The sequence below is a fragment of the Luteibacter sp. NPDC031894 genome (genome assembly GCF_050273135.1).
Lineage (GTDB): Bacteria > Pseudomonadota > Gammaproteobacteria > Xanthomonadales > Rhodanobacteraceae > Luteibacter.
Window position 1 is genome coordinate 484,363 of sequence record NZ_JBNNMV010000001.1, and the last position, 14,019, is coordinate 498,381.

17 protein-coding genes and 1 other RNA gene are annotated in these 14,019 nt (G+C 65.5%); 11 read left to right on the forward strand and 7 right to left on the reverse strand.

The window, feature by feature from the left end; genetic code table 11:
* Positions 1 to 60 precede the first annotated feature (60 nt).
* The 4 genes from ACQKIE_RS02455 to ACQKIE_RS02470 all read left to right on the forward strand — a co-directional run bounded on the left by ACQKIE_RS02455 (position 61) and on the right by ACQKIE_RS02470 (position 1,729).
* The gene (locus ACQKIE_RS02455) at positions 61 to 519 is read left to right on the forward strand and encodes a hemerythrin domain-containing protein (protein ID WP_427455406.1); all 459 of its coding nucleotides are present in this window, start codon (positions 61 to 63) and stop codon (positions 517 to 519) included.
* A gap of 113 nt (positions 520 to 632) precedes the next feature.
* Positions 633 to 1,019 carry a VOC family protein gene (locus ACQKIE_RS02460; RefSeq protein WP_427455408.1) on the forward strand — a complete coding sequence of 129 codons (387 nt, stop codon included), beginning with the start codon at positions 633 to 635 and terminating at the stop codon, positions 1,017 to 1,019.
* The gene (locus tag ACQKIE_RS02465; protein WP_427455410.1) at positions 1,016 to 1,183 is read left to right on the forward strand and encodes a hypothetical protein; all 168 of its coding nucleotides are present in this window, start codon (positions 1,016 to 1,018) and stop codon (positions 1,181 to 1,183) included. The genes ACQKIE_RS02460 and ACQKIE_RS02465 overlap by 4 nt, the downstream gene beginning before the upstream one ends.
* Before the next feature lie 15 nt (positions 1,184 to 1,198).
* Complete coding sequence (locus ACQKIE_RS02470; RefSeq protein WP_427455412.1) at positions 1,199 to 1,729, forward strand: dihydrofolate reductase family protein; 531 nt, start codon at positions 1,199 to 1,201, stop codon at positions 1,727 to 1,729.
* Positions 1,730 to 1,793: 64 nt separating this feature from the next.
* Here ACQKIE_RS02470 and ACQKIE_RS02475 read toward each other — a convergent pair whose 3' ends face one another.
* A complete protein-coding gene (locus ACQKIE_RS02475) occupies positions 1,794 to 2,546 on the reverse strand; it encodes an SDR family oxidoreductase (protein ID WP_427455414.1) in 753 nt (250 codons plus the stop codon).
* 105 nt (positions 2,547 to 2,651) lie between these two features.
* Between ACQKIE_RS02475 and ACQKIE_RS02480 the strand changes: the two genes are divergently transcribed.
* Positions 2,652 to 3,563, forward strand: coding sequence for a LysR substrate-binding domain-containing protein (locus ACQKIE_RS02480; protein WP_427455416.1), 912 nt, complete (start codon positions 2,652 to 2,654; stop codon positions 3,561 to 3,563).
* 77 nt (positions 3,564 to 3,640) lie between these two features.
* Here the strand turns inward: ACQKIE_RS02480 and ACQKIE_RS02485 are convergent, their stop codons facing one another.
* From ACQKIE_RS02485 to smpB, 3 genes are all read right to left on the reverse strand, one after another.
* Positions 3,641 to 4,852, reverse strand: coding sequence for a glycoside hydrolase family 27 protein (locus ACQKIE_RS02485; protein WP_427455418.1), 1,212 nt, complete (start codon positions 4,850 to 4,852; stop codon positions 3,641 to 3,643).
* 182 nt (positions 4,853 to 5,034) lie between these two features.
* Positions 5,035 to 5,427, reverse strand: a transfer-messenger RNA (tmRNA) gene (gene ssrA, locus ACQKIE_RS02490).
* 81 nt (positions 5,428 to 5,508) lie between these two features.
* Complete coding sequence (gene smpB / locus ACQKIE_RS02495; protein WP_427455420.1) at positions 5,509 to 6,009, reverse strand: SsrA-binding protein SmpB; 501 nt, start codon at positions 6,007 to 6,009, stop codon at positions 5,509 to 5,511.
* 77 nt (positions 6,010 to 6,086) lie between these two features.
* Between smpB and ACQKIE_RS02500 the strand changes: the two genes are divergently transcribed.
* Positions 6,087 to 6,515, forward strand: a complete 429-nt coding sequence (locus ACQKIE_RS02500; RefSeq protein WP_427455422.1) for a type II toxin-antitoxin system RatA family toxin — start codon at positions 6,087 to 6,089, stop codon at positions 6,513 to 6,515.
* Positions 6,508 to 6,786, forward strand: a complete 279-nt coding sequence (locus tag ACQKIE_RS02505; protein WP_427455424.1) for an RnfH family protein — start codon at positions 6,508 to 6,510, stop codon at positions 6,784 to 6,786. The genes ACQKIE_RS02500 and ACQKIE_RS02505 overlap by 8 nt, the downstream gene beginning before the upstream one ends.
* Positions 6,787 to 6,792: 6 nt before the next feature.
* Here ACQKIE_RS02505 and ACQKIE_RS02510 read toward each other — a convergent pair whose 3' ends face one another.
* The gene (locus ACQKIE_RS02510; RefSeq protein ID WP_427455426.1) at positions 6,793 to 7,275 is read right to left on the reverse strand and encodes an outer membrane protein assembly factor BamE; all 483 of its coding nucleotides are present in this window, start codon (positions 7,273 to 7,275) and stop codon (positions 6,793 to 6,795) included.
* Between the two features lie 72 nt (positions 7,276 to 7,347).
* Between ACQKIE_RS02510 and fur the strand changes: the two genes are divergently transcribed.
* Entirely contained in the window at positions 7,348 to 7,761 is a 414-nt protein-coding gene (gene fur / locus ACQKIE_RS02515; protein WP_427455428.1) for a ferric iron uptake transcriptional regulator, read from the forward strand.
* Positions 7,762 to 8,073: 312 nt separating this feature from the next.
* Here the strand turns inward: fur and ACQKIE_RS02520 are convergent, their stop codons facing one another.
* Positions 8,074 to 9,693 (reverse strand): MASE1 domain-containing sensor histidine kinase, encoded by a 1,620-nt coding sequence (locus tag ACQKIE_RS02520; RefSeq protein WP_427455430.1) that lies wholly within the window; start codon positions 9,691 to 9,693, stop codon positions 8,074 to 8,076.
* An 87-nt stretch (positions 9,694 to 9,780) separates the two neighbouring features.
* Here ACQKIE_RS02520 and ACQKIE_RS02525 point away from each other — a divergent pair, with 87 nt between their 5' ends.
* Complete coding sequence (locus tag ACQKIE_RS02525; RefSeq protein ID WP_427455432.1) at positions 9,781 to 10,410, forward strand: response regulator; 630 nt, start codon at positions 9,781 to 9,783, stop codon at positions 10,408 to 10,410.
* A gap of 54 nt (positions 10,411 to 10,464) precedes the next feature.
* On the opposite strand, the gene recN is transcribed toward ACQKIE_RS02525, so the two are convergent.
* Entirely contained in the window at positions 10,465 to 12,135 is a 1,671-nt protein-coding gene (gene recN, locus ACQKIE_RS02530) for a DNA repair protein RecN (protein WP_427455434.1), read from the reverse strand.
* A gap of 133 nt (positions 12,136 to 12,268) precedes the next feature.
* On the opposite strand from recN, the gene hrcA reads away from it, so the two are divergent.
* Both hrcA and grpE read left to right on the forward strand, forming a co-directional pair.
* Positions 12,269 to 13,330, forward strand: a complete 1,062-nt coding sequence (hrcA, locus tag ACQKIE_RS02535; RefSeq protein ID WP_427455436.1) for a heat-inducible transcriptional repressor HrcA — start codon at positions 12,269 to 12,271, stop codon at positions 13,328 to 13,330.
* A gap of 86 nt (positions 13,331 to 13,416) precedes the next feature.
* Positions 13,417 to 13,953 carry a nucleotide exchange factor GrpE gene (gene grpE, locus ACQKIE_RS02540; RefSeq protein WP_427455438.1) on the forward strand — a complete coding sequence of 179 codons (537 nt, stop codon included), beginning with the start codon at positions 13,417 to 13,419 and terminating at the stop codon, positions 13,951 to 13,953.
* The last annotated feature ends 66 nt before the right edge of the window (positions 13,954 to 14,019 follow it).

Below are 14,019 nucleotides of genomic sequence, written 5' to 3' on the forward strand. Positions count from 1 at the left end.
AGGATTTTCACGGCGTCCCACCGAAGGTAGGCACCCCAGCCACTGCCAGGACCGATATCGATGGATGCCATCAAACTGCTCAAGACGGACCATAAGCTCGTCAAGGACCTGCTTGCGCAGCTGGAAGAAACCAGCGAGCGCGCCACCAAGAAACGCGCGACCCTGCTCCATGAAATCCAGGTCAACCTGAAAGCGCACACGACGATCGAGGAAGAGATCTTCTACCCCGCGTTCAAGGAAGCGGGACGGAAGGCCGAAGCGAAGATGTACTTCGAGGCGCTGGAGGAGCATCGCGCCGCGGAAGACCTCGTGCTCCCCGACCTCCTGGATACCGATCCCGGCAGCGTCGAGTTCTCCGGCAGGGCCAAGGTGCTCAAGGAACTGATCGAGCATCATGCGGACGAGGAAGAGAAGGAGATGTTCAAGGACGCGAAGCAACTCCTGTCGAAGGAAGAGCTGGCCGAGCTCGGAGCGCAGATGGAGGCGCGCAAGGCCGAGGTGATCGCCTCCTTCGGCTAAGGTGGGGCCGGCATGTCCTGCCGGCCGTTCCGAACCTTTCCCATTGACCGAGTCGCTGCGCAACTCACATAGTCCGCGGACGCACGCCCCCGTGCGTCACCACGGAGAATCAGATGAAGCGAGTCACTGGCATCGGAGGCATTTTCTTCCAGGCGAAGGACCCGGTCGCGTTGCGCTCCTGGTACAAGACCCACCTCGGCATCGACGTCACGGAGTGGGGCGGGGCGGTCTTCCCGTGGGAGGACGACGCCGGCAACCCGACGAAGGGAATGACGATATGGTCGGTGGCCGCTGCGGGCGGCGAGCAGTTTCCGCCCGGCGCCTCGCCCTTCATGATCAATTATCGTGTCGACGATCTGGACGGCCTGCTTCAGGCACTGCGTGACGAAGGGTGCAACGTGCTCGAGAAGGCGGGGCCCTCCGAATTCGGCCAGTTCGGTTGGGTGATCGACCCCGAAGGCAACAAGGTCGAACTTTGGCAGCCCCCTGAAGAGGAGTGAGCCTCGCGCTCGTGACGCCGCCTATGGATAAACAACACGATTCGCCGCCAACCGAAGAGACCGCAAGCGCGGTGGGCACGTCCATCCTCGGACGCGTGGCCATCGCCGCGGCGATCGTACTGGGCATAGGCATCCTCGTCGCCGTCGTTTTGTGGCTTGCATAGCCTGAGGACGCACCCATGGCGAAGCTCGTATTCGCGTTGAACCAGTCCCTGGACGGCTACATCGATCACGATGCGTTCGCGCCGGATCCGGCGTTGTTCCGTCACTTCATCGACGACGTGCGCGGCATGACAGCTCTCATCTACGGTCGTCGCATGTACGACGTCATGCGCTACTGGGACGACCATCGCGCGGAGTGGAACGCGGCGGAACGCGAGTACGCGATCGCCTGGCGGAGCCGTCCGAAATGGGTCGCGTCACGCACGTTGGCGTCCGTCGGTCCCAACGCCACGCTCGTCGCGGACGATCTCGACGACGTAGTGCGGCGGCTGAAGGCCGAGCTGCCCGGCGAGATGGAGGTGGCGGGGCCCGAGCTGGCGAGCCATCTTGGCGACCTCGGCCTCGTCGACGAGTATCGGCTGTACGTGCATCCCGTCGTGCTGGGAAGCGGAAAGCCTTTCTTCGCCGGCCCGCGGCCCCGGCTGCGTCTCGTTGCCACCGATGCGATGGGTGGAGAGGTCGTCAGGCTGACGTACGTTCCTGCTTGAGCGGATGACACCGGGCGCGCCATCGGGCCGATGAATGCTTCATCGGCCCGTGCGCGGTAACCAATCAGACCTGCGCCTGACCGCCGTCCACGAACAGCTCACTGCCGTTCACGAAGCTGGCATCGTCCGATGCGAGGAACACGGCCGCGCGGGCGATTTCCTCCGGCTCACCGACGCGACCCATGGGAATCTGCGACGCCATATGGTTGAGCAATCCCTGCTGTTGGGCGGCATCGGGACCGGCGAGACCGACGAGACCTGGGGTGCGAGTGGCACCGGGGCTCAACACGTTGAACCGAATGCCGCGGTCCGTGACGTCCAGGATCCAGTTGCGCACGAACGAACGGATCGCAGCCTTGGAGGCGGCATAGACGCTGAAAGCCGGGGTGCCCGAACTGCCGGCGGTCGAGCCCGTCAGGATCACCGAGGCGCCCTTGGTCAGCAACGGAAGCGCGGCCTGCACGGTGAACAGCGTGCCTTTGACGTTGCGATCGAAGGTCTCGTCGTACTGCGCTTCCGTGATCGCGCCGAGCGGCAGCATGAAACCGCCACCCGCGTTCACGAACAGCACGTCGATGCGTCCCTTGCTCTCCTTGATGACCGACATCAGGCGCTCGAGATCGCTCAGCTTTGAGGAATCGACCTGGACGCCCGTGGCGTTGCCCACTTCGGCCACCGCTGCGTCAAGTTCCGCCTTTCGGCGACCGGTAATGAACACGTGGGCGCCTTCCGCGGCGAATTGCTTGGCCGTGGCAAGGCCGATACCTGTACTGCCGCCCGTGACGACGGCGATCTTGTTTTCGAGTTTGCGGTTCATGGCATGTCCTTTGAGTGGAGGTGGTTCGGTTGACGCAACAGAACCTAGCGGCGATGCTTGCCGATCTAAACCGCAATAATTGAAAGACATCCTTTCACAGATGAAATGACGCATCTCCCTGACTTCGAGGGTTGGGCCCTATTCGCCAAGGTGGCCGAGGCACGGTCCTATGCCGCTGCTGCGAGGGAACTGGGCATTTCCGTACCAACCGTTTCACGGGCGGTGGCGCGCCTCGAAGCGCGGCTGGGCGGACGCCTGTTCAATCGCTCCTCGCGACAACTGGCGCTCACGGTGTTTGGCGAGGCGCTCCTCGAGCGGGCGACGCGTCTGTATCGGGATGCCGAAGATGCCGAGGCGGAGGCGCGCGAGCAGTCGACCAGCCCGCGGGGGAACATACGCCTCGCCGTACCGATGAGCTTCGGGGTGCGCTGGCTTGCGCCGATCCTGCCCGAGTTCCTGGCGCGCTACCCCGAGGTGTCCATCGACTTGCACCTTTCCGACGCGGTGGTCGACCTGGTAGGGGAGGGGTTCGACGCCGGGTTGCGCATTGCGGCGCTACCGGACTCCTCGCTCGCGGCGCGCCGCCTGTGCGCAGTCGCGCGCTTCACCGTGGCCGCGCCGGATTATCTCGCCCGGCATGGCCGCCCTGCGCATCCTCGCGATCTCGATCCAAGGCACTGCCTCGGTTACGCGTATCGCGCCAACAGCGACATGTGGCGCTTTCGGCAAGGGGACGAGGAGGAAGTCGTGCGCCCCGCGGGCCGACTGCGGGTGACGAATTCCGAGGCCCTGCTGCCGTTGTTGCTGAGTGGGGCGGCGATCGCGGAACTGCCGGAGTTCATGGCGGGGGAATACCTTCAGGATGGTCGACTGGAAGCGATCCTTCGCGATTGGGACCAGGGATCCGGCGGGCTGTACTTCGTGACTCCCACGCTTCGCTCGCGCCCTGCGAAGGTGGATGTGCTGGGCGCTTTCCTGTTCGAGAAGCTGTCGTCGCCGAGTTGGCGCTGGCCTTAGTAAAGCGATAGTCGGGTATCGGCACTACTGTGGCTCGGGCCATCTCGCACGAAGGTCGTGGCGTTGAGTTTGCCGGGCTAGGTCGCCGGCGTGACGCGCAGTAGAACGACACCGTGTCGAGGCACCGACCCGGCATAGCCACTGCCAGGCGCGACGGCCGCGTGACGCCATAGGTCGCGTGCCGTGGCTCCTTGCCGGAAACGATCGCCCAGGCGCCGCCAAGCCAGGTTGACCTCCGCGGTCCGTTCGCCCCGATTGAAAAAGCCCACGACGATCGATCCATCGCTCATGTCGCGTACGAGCACTTCGAGGTCGCCACGCGTCTCCAGGCGTCGGGCCGGTGTTCCGGCGGGGTCCTGATCCACGGCAATCACCTCGCGGTTGAGCAGGATCTCTTTCGTGACAGCGTCCATGGATCGTAGATCGTTGCCAGCCAGGAGCGGTGCGGGAAGGATGGACCACAGGCTCATTTGCGTGCGGTACTCGTCGGCGGTCATGCCACCGTTGCCGATCTCGAGCATGTCCGGATCGTTCCAGTGCCCTGGTCTCGACCAGGCGCCGAGGTCCAGTTGCCGGAAGCCGCGCTTCGACATGGACGCCCAGTCATCGCTGATGTCAGGCGTGGTGCGCCACATGTTCGCCCCCGTCTGCGGCGCCCATCGCCAGATGTCGAAATCGCCCGATTGCGACAGGCTGTACACGATGGGACGTCCGGTCTGTCGCAGGGCATGTCCCATCCGACGGAACAATGCCTCCTGGTTTTCACGCGTGACAGGATATTGATCGCGCGCTCCGCAGTAATCGTATTTGAGGAAATCGACACCCCACGCTGCGTAAGTGCGCGCATCCTGGTCCTCATGACCATGGCTGCCTGCGAATCCGGCACATGTCTTCGCGCCAGGAGACGAATAAAGGCCAAGCTTCAAACCTCGAGCATGGACATAGGCAGCTAGTGCCGACATATCCCCGAATTTCGCATTGGGCCGTATGGCGCCCGTCGCGTCGCGCTCCCCCACCCAGGTGTCGTCGATGTTGACGTATACATAGCCAGCGTCGCGCATGCCCGTGGCGACCATCGCATCGGCCATCGCCCGAACGTCGGATGCGGTGATGCGGCCTGCGAAGTGGTTCCAGCTGTTCCAACCCATCGGGGGCGTTGGCGCCAGCTTGTTTGCGGGTACGGGACTCACCGCGGGGACGTTTGTCGGGGCGCTGGTCGCGGAGAGGGTGCAGCTCGACACCATGGCAAAGAGCGCCGCGGAGAAGCGGACGGTTCGAAGTTGGGTCATGCATCGTCCAAAAACGGTGGGCGGGTTCGCATCGTACCGGACCCGCTGTGCTGCTTGGCTGATGCCTAGACGTTCGCGCAAGGCGTACGGGGTCTCCAGATCATCCGTCCGATCGATCAGAGGCAATTCCGGCGCCCAAAAGCAAAACGGATCAGCATGTCAGTGCTGATCCGTTGCTCGATTGGTGGAGGTGGCGGGAGTCGAACCCGCGTCCGAAGGCGTTTAATCCCCAGATCTACATGCTTAGCTCACCGTTAGATCTCGTCCGCCGACAGCACGGCGTGCTAAGCGCACCGGCGGACATGCCTGATTGATCTAGCGTCAGACCCCCAGACGGAGGGTCTTTCAGCGGTCTCATGATAGTGACCCTACACCGACGAGCATGAGCACAAGATCGGTTCGGGGGTTTGGCCTTTTTTAGGGGCCGGACAGCTTAGGCGGCGAGAGCCACCGAGTTGTCACCGTAGTAGTTGTCATTGGCAACTATATGTTTTGCGGCTGGTTTAACGAGGAAAGCTGCCCCCTCGGCATGCACCAGTAGATCGCACTACCCCCGTCGAAACCAGTACACCCCCGGGGAAAACGTAATGTGACTACACCCAGCAGTATATGGGCGGGGAGGGGCACCCACAATGGGCGCCGCCCGGCCGTTCAGGTCAGCCCATCTTGTTGTGCGAGCGCATCACGCGCTGCTTGTCGATCGCCCACTCGCGTTCCTTGTCGGTGTTGCGCTTGTCGTGCTCCTGCTTGCCCTTGGCCAGGCCGATCTCGCACTTCACCTTGTTGTTTTTCCAGTACATCGCGGTGGGAACCAGCGTATAGCCCTTGCGCTCGACGGCGCCGATCAGGCGGTCGATCTCCTCGCGGTGGAGTAGCAGCTTGCGCGTGCGCCGGTCGTTCGCCACCACGTGGGTGGAGGCGCTGATCAGCGGCGGGATCTGGGCGCCGACGAGGAAGACCTCGCCGTGCTGGATGATCGCGTAGCAGCCCTCGCCGAAGTTGATCCGGCCGGCCCGCAGGGACTTCAGTTCCCAGCCCTGCAGCTCCACGCCGCATTCGAAGCGCTGGTCGATGTGGTATTCGTGGCGCGCGCGCTTGTTCAGCGCGATCGTGCCGCCGCCCTCTTTTTCCGTGTCCTTTGCCTTCGCTTTTGCCATGTCCGTTAAAATCGGTCTATCGGGTCCCTGATACAAGACCGGCGGGTCCTTGCGCCGGCGAATGAGACGAGGTCTTCATGATTGAAATCCGCCGCAGTGCGATCGTGCCGTTCACGCCCGCGCAGATGTTCGACCTGGTCAACGATGTGGAAGCATACCCAAAGCGCTTCGGCTGGTGTGACGCGGCCACGGTGATCGAGCGGACCGACGACAGCCTGGTCGCCCGCCTGGACTTGCGCTTCGCCGGCATGAAGCAGCACTTCACCACCCAGAACACCATGCAGCGACCGGAGCGCCTCACGATGAAGTTCGTGGAAGGCCCGCTCCGCTCACTGGATGGCGTCTTTACCTTCCAGGCCCTCGGCGACGTCGGCTGCAAGATCGCGTTGGAGCTGGACTTCGACTACGCCGGGCTGGGCGGCAGCGTGCTCAAGATGGGCTTCCAGCAGCTGGCAAACCGGATGGTCGACGACTTCTGTGATGAGGCGCGCCGGCAATATGGCTGAGCTTGCGGTCGAGGTTGCCTACGCCGGACCGGAAGGCCAGGTGGTGATCCCTCTGGCCGTACCGCCGGGGACCACGGTGTGGGAGGCCGTGGAACGGGCGAAGGCGGGACTGCCGCCGGGCGTGGTGCCCGATCCGTCCCGCCTGGGCATATTCGCAAAGAAGGTGCCCGCCGACCGGGTGCTGGAGGAGGGCGATCGGGTGGAACTCTACCGCCCGCTGATCCTCGACCCGATGGAAGCCCGGCGGCGCCGCGCGGCGCGCGGCGCCTGAACCGGCTTACTTCTGGTCGCGCTTGCTGGCCGGGCTGTCGTCCGACGAGCCGCCGACGCTGAAGCCGCCGTCGTCGTCGTCCTTCTTGCCGCTGGTGTTCTTGTCGCCCGCGGCGTCGCCGGTCGGGTTGGCCTTGTACTTCTTCGAGTCCTTCAGCAGCTGCTCGGCATCCTGAGCGAAGAAGTCGCCCTCGGTGCGGACCAGCGTGTCGTTATTGAAGGTGAGGGTCAGCGTGCGCTTGGTCATCGCCTTGCCGCGGTGCGAGAAAGTCGAGACGTAGTCCCAGCGATCCTGGTCGAACGGCGAGATGACCGAAGGCGTGCCCAGGAGGACGAGGACCTGGCGCTTGGTCATGCCCGGCTGCAACTGGTCGACGTTCTTCTTGTCGAGCAGGTTGCCCTGCTGCACGTCGGGGGTATAGACGAGGCCACAGCCCGCGATGGCGACTGCCATCATGGCCAAACCCAGCGTGCGGATGAGCTTTTGCATGCGTAGTTACGTCCGGATCGTGAAGCCTGTGATGATACACTAAGCGCCTTCCGGCACCGCGAGGGGTCTGACATGGACCAGGAAACCAAAGAGCTCCGTAAGGCGGGCCTGAAAGTCACGCACCCGCGCATGCGGATCCTGCAGATCTTCGAGGAGACAGAGGAACCCCACCTCACCGCCGAAGACATCTACAAGCGCCTGCTGTCGCACCAGGAGGACATCGGGCTTGCCACCGTGTATCGCGTGCTGACCCAGTTCGAAGCGGCCGGCATCGTGATGAAGCACAACTTCGAGGGCGGGCAGGCCGTCTACGAGTTGGACCGTGGCAAGCATCATGACCACATGATCGACGTGGACAGCGGAAAGGTCATCGAGTTCATCAGCGAGGAGATCGAACGCCTCCAGCATGAGATCGCCGAGCGGCATGGGTACGTCATCGAGGACCACAGCCTGGTCCTGTATGTGCGGCCGAAGAAGAAGCGCTGAGGCGACACGATCGACCGGGAAGCCCCTTCGGGGGCTTTTTTCGTTTCCAGGGGTGGGCAGCAGGCGGCCGAGGATGTTCCGAAGACACAAATAAAAACGCCGCCGGTGGACTCCTGTCCACCGACGGCTTGATCCGGCGTTTTCATGGCTCGAGGAACGCGAGTTGCTCGCTGGTTCCACGGATCACCATGTCGCACCGGCGAGGCTGACATCCTGTCGCCTCATCAGGTCGATCGTCCCCACGACCGACCCGGGCTCGCCGTCTCTCGACGGCGGCTCCCCCACATCGATAATGGGATCGTAACGAAGCGTTCACTGTCCCGGTATTGGAAAATTTCCTATGTCGGATCCGATACTTGTGCTGCGAAGCAGCACGCGGAGGTGGAGTCCGACGGGTTCCGGACGGATACGGAACAGGCCGCCGAGGGCCGTGATGCGGTCGCTCATGCCCTGGAGGCCCCGCCCACCGCCGTCTGTACGGACCGTCCGAGGGTTGGCGGAGAGGCCGCTGCCGTTGTCCCGGATGTCGAGGATGGCGACCGGTCCGCTGTCACGCATGCCGATGCGCAGGCGCAGGGTCATGCGGCTCGCGCCTGAATGGCGGACCACGTTGGTGGCACTTTCCTGAACGACCCGATAGATCGCGGTGAGGGTGTCCTCGTCGAGCAGCCGGGGCTCGCCGCGCAGGTCGGTGACGTAGGTGATGCCGGCCGCGGTGAGCATGTCGCGGATCGGACCCTCGTCCAGCGCGCGCAACAGCCCGAATTCGTCGAGCACCGAAGGTCGCAGGCTGTCCAGCATCCGGTGCAACGCCTTGCGCATGTGGCCGAGGATGCCGTTGATCGCGCTGCCGATGTCCTCCAGGCCGGCCGTGCCGAGGCGGTTCTGCGCCAGCTTCAGGTGGGTCTGGATGGCGGTCAGGTTCTGGCCAAGCTCGTCGTGCAGTTCCGCCGCCATGTGCCGGCGCAGGCTTTCTTCCGCCTGGAGGTTTCCTCGCGCGGCGTCACGCAGCTGCCGGGCGAGCTGGTCCAGGCGCTGGTTGGCGGCCGCCAAGTGGGTGTTCTGCTGGGCGACGCGCTCGCTGCTACGGCGTAAGGCGTCGGTGGCCGCGCCGAGCATCAGCGTGCCGGTGCCGGCCACGGCGAGGAACAGATGGGCGGCGGCCGTGGGTGCGCCGCGGCCGATCATGTCCTCGGTGACGTTCAAGCCCACGCTGGTAATCAGCATCGCCAGACCCGCGCCTCGCCAGCCATGGCGGAAGGCGAAGAACAGCACTGGGGCCAGGGAGAGCACCCGCGCGAACTGCGGCTGCGGGGAGTATTCGGCGAGGGTGATCAGGATGGCCAGCGAAGGCAGCATCACGAGCAGGCCGTCGAGCAGCAATTCCGCCATGGACGCTTGCGTGGGGCGCTCGCGGAAGACCAGGATCATCACGGGCACGACGAGCAGCACGCCGAGGTAGTTGCCCAGCAGGTCGCTGCCGAACGTGGTCCCCAGCATCTCCACGGGGGCGGCCGGGTGCATGGACGCCATCATCGCGGCATTGCCTGCGGTGGCGACGGTGGCCGTGACCATGGCCGAAAGCAGCAGGCGCGCCACGTCCTCGGGCGTGTTGAGGCTGGCGTGCAGGTGGGCCCGGCGCAGCAACCAGAGGCAGGCCGCGACCATCAGGGGTTCGGGTGCGTCCCCCAGCACGAAGCCGGCGCCGCCGATGGGCAGGCCGCTGCGCCACTCGCAGAAGGCGCTCGCGAGGATTTCCGCACCGAGGATCCAGAACCAGTCGCGGCTGCGGGTCAGCAGCAGGGCACCGAAGCGAAGGCCGAACGGGAGGACCCAATAAGGCTGTTCGGTCGGCCACAGCATCACCCAGGCGACAGCGTAGGCCAGGGCGAAGAGGGGGCCGGCGAAGCGGGAGGAACCAGATAGGCGCATGCCGGAATGGTACACGGCAGGTCCCTCGCGTCGGCGGGTTTCATGCACCCATACGCACGCGTCGGGAGAGCCTGCTACATTCCCCCCATGCCTAGAATCGTCCTAGTAGATGACCACGCCATCGTTCGTGAGGGTTTCAAGCGCCTCATCGAACTGGAACCCGACCTGGACGTCGTCGCGGAAGCACGCAACGCCGACGAGGCGGTGGAAGCGGTCACGCAACATCGGCCCGACCTGGTGGCGGTGGACCTTTCATTGCCGGACGGCAGCGGGCTACCACTGATCGAACATCTCGCCAGCATCGCGCCCGGCATGAAGATCGTCGTGCTGAGCATGCACGACGGCGAGCCGTACGTGTCGGAGGCCTTGCGGCGTGGCGCGCGCGGCTACGTGACCAAGGGCGTGGCGCCGGAGGAGCTCGTGGCGGCGGTGCGCTCGGTGCTGGGCGGCGATCAATACCTGAGTTCGGACTTGCGCGAGCGTCGTTCCGGCCGTCCGTCGACGGACCTCGATCCGTTCAATCGCCTGACGGCGCGCGAGCGCGAAGTGTTCCTCCTCCTGGCGATTGGCCGTGCGCCGAAGCAGGTGGCGGCGGAGTTGGGCATCGGACAGAAGACGATCTACATCCACCGCGCCGCGGTGATGAACAAGTTGAATGCGGGGTCGGAACTGGACCTTTACCGCATGGCGCAGGAAAGGGGTTTGATTCGGAGCTGAGGGGGCAGGTGCCCCCCCGTCGGCGATGCCCGCGCAAGCGGGCAACAAGGCCCCTCACCCTTGCGCGCGGTCGAGCATCTTCTTCGCGTGCGCCCGCGTTTCCTTCGTGATTTCGACGCCGCCGAGCATGCGGCTCAGTTCGTCCCGACGGCCTGCGGCGTCGAGTGCATGGATCCGCGTACGCGTGGCTGCGCCGTCGCTTTCCTTCGCGACTTGCAGGTGCGAATGGCCTTGCGCCGCGACCTGCGGGAGGTGGGTGACGCAGAGGACCTGCACGCGTTCGCCCAGGGCGCGCAGCTTCTGGCCCACGACTTCGGCGACGGCGCCGCCGATGCCGGTGTCGACTTCGTCGAAGATCATGCAGCCGATGTTGTCGTTGCCCAGCGTGGCCACTTCGATGGCGAGACTGATGCGCGCGAGTTCGCCGCCCGAGGCCACTTTGCGCAGAGGGCGCGGGGGCTGACCGGGATTGGCGCTGACCAGCAGTTCGCAACGCTCGCGGCCCAGCGGGTCAGGGTCGTCGCCTTCCGCGGGCTCCAGCGAGACGTCGAGCCGTCCGCCCGCCATGCCTAGCTCTGCCATGAGGTCGGCCACCGAACTGCCCAGGCGACCCGCGGCTTCCGCGCGGGCCTTCGAGAGCGCGGCGGCGGCGACGTCGTATTCCTTGCGCAGGCGATCGCGCTCACCGGCGACGCGGTCGAGGGCATCGCCCGCGCCTTCCAGTTCGGCCAGGCGCTCGCGCACCTCGTCCGCCTTCGCGGAAAGCTCTTCGATGGGAAGGCGATAGCGACGCGACAGGTCGTGCAGGTGGGTGAGGTGGGTGTCCACTTCGGCCAGCCGCTCCGGATCCAGTTCCACGTCCTGGGCGTAGCGCCCGAGGCCGTCCACGGCTTCACCCACCTGGATCTGGGCGCTGTCGAGGAGCTCGAGCAGCGGCGCCAGCGTGCCGTCGATTTCGGCCAGGCGCGAGACTTCGGCGTGGGCGCGGAGCAGGGCGCGGCCGATGGCGAATTCGCTTTCCCCGTCGAGCATTTCGACGATGCCGTTGGCGCCTTCGGCCAGCCGTCCCGCGTTGGCGAGCCGGCGGTGCTGTGCCTCCAGGTCCTCCAGCGCGGCGGGCGCGAGGGCCCAACGCTCCAGCTCTTCCAGCTCGTGGGCGAGCAGTTCGATCTGGCGCTCGCGATCGTCGCCGCCGGACAGCACGCGGATGCGCGCCACGGCGTCCCGCCATGCGCGCGCGGTGTCGCGCACGCGCGCCAGCCGCTCCTCGTTGCCTGCATAGGCGTCGAGCAAGGCCATCTGGTGCTGGCGCGACAACAAGGCCTGGTGCTCGTGCTGGCCGTGGATTTCCACGATCAACGCCGCGAGCGCCGACATCTGCGCGAGGCTGGCCGGACGTCCGTTGATCCAGCCGCGCGAGCTGCCTTCCGTGCGGATCACGCGGCGCAGCTGGCAGGTCTCGCCGTCGTCCAGTTCTTCCTGGCGCAGCCACTCCGACGCCTCCGGCAACCCCGTGAGGTCGAACTCGGCGGCCAGTTCGGCGCGATCGCTGCCGGCGCGGACCATGCCGCTGTCGGCACGGGCGCCGGCCAGGAGCATCAGTGCGTCCACCAGCAGGGACTTACCGGCGCCGGTCTCGCCGCTGACCACGGTGAGGCCCGGGCCGAAGGCCACCTCGGCTTCTTCGACGACGGCGAACTGGCGGACGTAGAGCGAGGTGAGCATGGGCACCAGGGTGGCGGAGGGAAACGCGCCGATTGTAGCGGGAGCCGCGTCGCAAGGGCCGAGACTTGCAAGCGGGACGCCCAGACCTTATTGATAGCGCGACGACCCGACCCCTTCCCGACCCAGCCAGCGAATGAATCCGTTTTCCGGTCATGACATCGATGCTCGCGCGCGCCGGCTGCTGCGGACCCTTATTTCCCAATACCTCTCCGACGGCGAGCCGGTGGGTTCGCGCACGCTGGCGCGCTCGTCCGGGCTGGAAGTCAGCCCGGCCACCATCCGCAACATCATGGCGGACCTGGAAGACGCGGGGCTGGTCGCATCGCCCCATACCTCCGCCGGCCGGGTGCCCACGCCGCGTGGCCTGCGCCTGTTCGTCGACAGCCTGCTCGAACTGAAACCCTTGCCGCGCGACGAGATGGCGCGCCTGCAGGGTGGCCTGCCGCCGCACCAGACGACCACGCGCGACCTGCTGGGCAACGTCTCCAACCTGCTGTCGGCCATGACGCATTTCGCGGGCGTGGTCACCGTGCCGCGCCAGGCCGACTTCCCGCTGCGCCACATCGATTTCGTTTCGCTTCCGGACGCCCGCGTGCTGGTGATCCTGGTGTTCTCGGACAACCAGGTGCAGAACCGGGTGGTCCAGCTGGCGCGTCCGCTGGGCGCCGGCGAGCTGGAGCAGGCCGCGAATTACCTCAATGCACAGTTCGCCGGCTTCCGGCTGGCGGACATTCGCGCCCACCTCGCTTCGGAACTGCGCGAGGCAGGCGGCGAGCTCAACCGGTTGCTGGCGAGCGCGGTGGAACTGGCCACGGCCTCCTTCGCCCCCGAGGAGGACGCCGACGACGTCCTGGTCAGCGGCCAGACCAACCTCATGGGGTACTCGGAACTGGCCGACATCGACCGGCTCCGCGACCTTTTCGACGCCTTCCAGCAAAAGCGCGACCTGCTCCAGCTCATGGAGATGTGCGTCAAGGCGCCAGGCGTGCGGCTTTTCATCGGCGAGGAATCCGGTTTCTCGGCGCTGGACGGCTGCAGCATCGTCACCGCCACCTACGGAACCAGCGGCCGAATGCTGGGCGCGATCGGAGTTATTGGACCGACGCGTATGGCATATGAGCGCGTCATTCCCGTGGTGCAGGCCACCGCCGGATTGCTCAGCGACGCCTTGAATCGCGCCGCGGCGACCTCATAAACCGCCCCGGGAGGCGGGTTTACTTTTTCCCGCGAATGTTCGGTCCCTCCCATGAGGGGCCGGTAAGGCTGACATTTGGAGCAAGCATGCAGAACAACGATCCCCATGTGCCGGATCAGGTGCAGGACGGCGGTACGGCGGACGGCGGCGTGAACGCCGACTTCGACGCCCTTACCGCGAAGCTGGCCGCCCTCGAATCCGAACTGGCCGGAGCGCGCGAGACGGTCCTGCGCGAGCGGGCGGAGATCGAGAACCAGCGCCGGCGCCTTCAGCGCGATCTCGAGCAAGCGCGTCGCTTCGCCAACGAGAAGTTGCTGGGCGACCTGCTTCCGGTCTACGACGGCATCGTCCTCGGCCTCACCAACGACGCCGCGGATGCGAAGACCTTGCGCGAAGGCCTCGAGCTGACGCTGAAGCAGTTGGAAAAGGTGACCCAGACCAATGGCCTCACCGTCGTCGATCCGCTGCACCAACCGTTCAATCCGGAACACCACCAGGCGATCAGCTCGGTCGAGTCGAACGAGCATCCGCCGGGCACGGTGGTGGCGGTCGTGCAGAAGGGTTTCGTGCTGAACGATCGTCTGCTGCGCCCGGCGCTGGTGGCCGTGGTGCGCGACAACTGAGTCTCACAAGGCATTGAATCGATGGGGCTCAGCCCCACTTTCAAACACAGTCGCGGCCGCGGGGGC

Coding starts and splice junctions, on each gene's coding strand:
- ACQKIE_RS02455 (WP_427455406.1), top strand. CDS start 61: ATGGATGCCATCAAACTGCTCAAGACGGACCATAAGCTCGTCAAGGAC.
- ACQKIE_RS02460 (WP_427455408.1), top strand. CDS start 633: ATGAAGCGAGTCACTGGCATCGGAGGCATTTTCTTCCAGGCGAAGGAC.
- ACQKIE_RS02470 (WP_427455412.1), top strand. CDS start 1,199: ATGGCGAAGCTCGTATTCGCGTTGAACCAGTCCCTGGACGGCTACATC.
- ACQKIE_RS02475 (WP_427455414.1), bottom strand. CDS start 2,546: ATGAACCGCAAACTCGAAAACAAGATCGCCGTCGTCACGGGCGGCAGT.
- ACQKIE_RS02480 (WP_427455416.1), top strand. CDS start 2,652: ATGACGCATCTCCCTGACTTCGAGGGTTGGGCCCTATTCGCCAAGGTG.
- ACQKIE_RS02485 (WP_427455418.1), bottom strand. CDS start 4,852: ATGACCCAACTTCGAACCGTCCGCTTCTCCGCGGCGCTCTTTGCCATG.
- smpB (WP_427455420.1), bottom strand. CDS start 6,009: ATGGCAAAAGCGAAGGCAAAGGACACGGAAAAAGAGGGCGGCGGCACG.
- ACQKIE_RS02500 (WP_427455422.1), top strand. CDS start 6,087: ATGATTGAAATCCGCCGCAGTGCGATCGTGCCGTTCACGCCCGCGCAG.
- ACQKIE_RS02505 (WP_427455424.1), top strand. CDS start 6,508: ATGGCTGAGCTTGCGGTCGAGGTTGCCTACGCCGGACCGGAAGGCCAG.
- ACQKIE_RS02510 (WP_427455426.1), bottom strand. CDS start 7,275: ATGCAAAAGCTCATCCGCACGCTGGGTTTGGCCATGATGGCAGTCGCC.
- fur (WP_427455428.1), top strand. CDS start 7,348: ATGGACCAGGAAACCAAAGAGCTCCGTAAGGCGGGCCTGAAAGTCACG.
- ACQKIE_RS02520 (WP_427455430.1), bottom strand. CDS start 9,693: ATGCGCCTATCTGGTTCCTCCCGCTTCGCCGGCCCCCTCTTCGCCCTG.
- ACQKIE_RS02525 (WP_427455432.1), top strand. CDS start 9,781: ATGCCTAGAATCGTCCTAGTAGATGACCACGCCATCGTTCGTGAGGGT.
- recN (WP_427455434.1), bottom strand. CDS start 12,135: ATGCTCACCTCGCTCTACGTCCGCCAGTTCGCCGTCGTCGAAGAAGCC.
- hrcA (WP_427455436.1), top strand. CDS start 12,269: ATGAATCCGTTTTCCGGTCATGACATCGATGCTCGCGCGCGCCGGCTG.
- grpE (WP_427455438.1), top strand. CDS start 13,417: ATGCAGAACAACGATCCCCATGTGCCGGATCAGGTGCAGGACGGCGGT.